The organism is Bacillota bacterium (assembly GCA_040754675.1).
In the GTDB taxonomy this organism is placed as follows: Bacteria; Bacillota; Limnochordia; order Limnochordales; family Geochordaceae; genus Geochorda.
This window is the reverse complement of the sequence record JBFMCJ010000779.1, coordinates 1-1,582: the sequence shown is the minus strand read 5'-3', so window position 1 is coordinate 1,582 and position 1,582 is coordinate 1. Positions and strand designations below refer to the sequence as shown.

The 1,582-nt window shown below is 68.5% G+C and carries 3 protein-coding genes; all 3 read right to left on the bottom strand.

Going from position 1 to position 1,582, the window contains the following annotated elements; all coding sequences use genetic code 11:
• Positions 1 to 229, bottom strand: a 229-nt coding sequence (locus AB1609_23555) for a hypothetical protein (GenBank protein ID MEW6049411.1), incomplete at its 3' end; no start/stop codon positions are given.
• 171 nt (positions 230 to 400) lie between these two features.
• Positions 401 to 1,000: a sigma-70 family RNA polymerase sigma factor gene (locus tag AB1609_23550; GenBank protein MEW6049410.1), complete on the bottom strand. Its 600-nt coding sequence runs from the start codon at positions 998 to 1,000 to the stop codon at positions 401 to 403.
• Positions 1,001 to 1,132: 132 nt separating this feature from the next.
• On the bottom strand, positions 1,133 to 1,582 hold a 450-nt coding region (locus AB1609_23545; protein ID MEW6049409.1), incomplete at its 5' end, for a hypothetical protein.

Genomic DNA, 1,582 nt, shown 5'->3' with positions numbered 1-1,582 from the left:
TCTCCGCATCCGCCTGCAGGGGGAGGACACCATCAACCCCTCTCTCCCCCTCCCGCCTCCTCTCGCCACCGAAGCTGGCCTGACGGCTCGCCTCCCCACCTATCTCCCCAAGGGGTTCGCCCCCGAACCCCTCCTGCAGGTGCACGATACTAGCCGCGGCCCCGTGCTCGTGGCTGGCTACGTCAACAGGCGCACCGGCACCACCGACCTCCGCCTGGCCCAGGCGCAAGCAGTTCAGCCACCCCTCCTTGCTCTGCCTGGCGGCCCCCCGGGAGCCCTGCCCCCGGGCACCGCCCTGGTACGCAGCGGGGAAGTCAGGGTCACCGATAAGGTGACCGCACGTTACGCCCTCACCCGGGTCCAGCCGCCCGGATCGCGTCAGGCCCGCGAGGTAGTCTATTTACTCTGGACCGACGCCCACACCACGTTCCTTCTCGAAGGAGCGATCCCGCTGAAGGAAGCCGTTCTCGTCGCCCGCTCCGTGGGGCCCGCCAGGGCCGGACCTGACAGACCGGGCGAGGCCCCTTCTCAGCAAGGAGAGGGAGAAGGTTAGCCCGGCCCGCACGGTGGCGGGATGTACACCCCAAACAGTCGCAATCTCCTCCACACTGTAGCCGCTCCAGTAGTGCAGCAGGAGCAGTTCGGCGCTTCGGCAGGGAAGCCCGCGCATCTCGTCGAGCAGGCGTTGCTCGCTGGTCGGGGCAGCGTGAGGACCAGAACGGCACTGCACCCCTCTCCTTGTCACGGCTGACCGGGACAACCCCAGAGCCAGGCAAGCCAGCCAGGCACCGAGGGAACAACTGGTCCTGGCTGCCCGCCCCAGCCTGGCAGCGTGAAGAAAGGTTTCCTCCGCAACCCGCTCGGCCGCCCGCCGGTCACCGAGCCTGAGATAGACCAGACGCAGGACGCGGTCGCCCTGCTCCTGCAATGCCAGCTCCAGCGCCTGCACGGGGTCCTGGCGGTACAGCTTCGCCCACGCCCCCGGGTCGGTCCCAAGCAAGCAACTCCCAGCCCGGACCCCCCATGCCCGGCTCCCCCTCTTCCGGTCGGTGTGAACCGCTCCACTCTATTTGAAGCTTTGAGCCAGGCCACGTGTTGGGGGCCCCTGCTGAACCCGCCGAGAAGTACTGCGCTACCGTGGTGCCTGCGGCGCAGGCGCTGCGCCGCTCGGGAACGTTTCCGGCGGCCATGGGGGCGACCGCTGGCCGAGCTCCAGATGGTACACGAGACTGAAGAACCGGAAGAACTGGAACCGGTAATAGTGACCGCGGGAAACGAGCCACTTCCCCGGCCCCAGCCTGGTGGAGGTGAACCTGCGTCCCACTACCACCCTCCCCGTGGCATCCACGTAGGCCAGGCTGCTGCAGCCTCCCGTGAGGAAGGCCGGGTAGGAAACCTCGACCTCCCACCCCGGGAAGCCGTCGACCGCCCGCACCCGGCGGGAGAGACTGCGCACGGCGCCCAAGCCGGAGGCCAGCCACCCCAGAGGAGGAGGTATCTGCCTCCGGTACACCCCCTCCAGGCCTTCGGCCCGGTAGCACCCCAGCACTTCTCCCCGCTCGTTAAGCCGGTACCACATAAA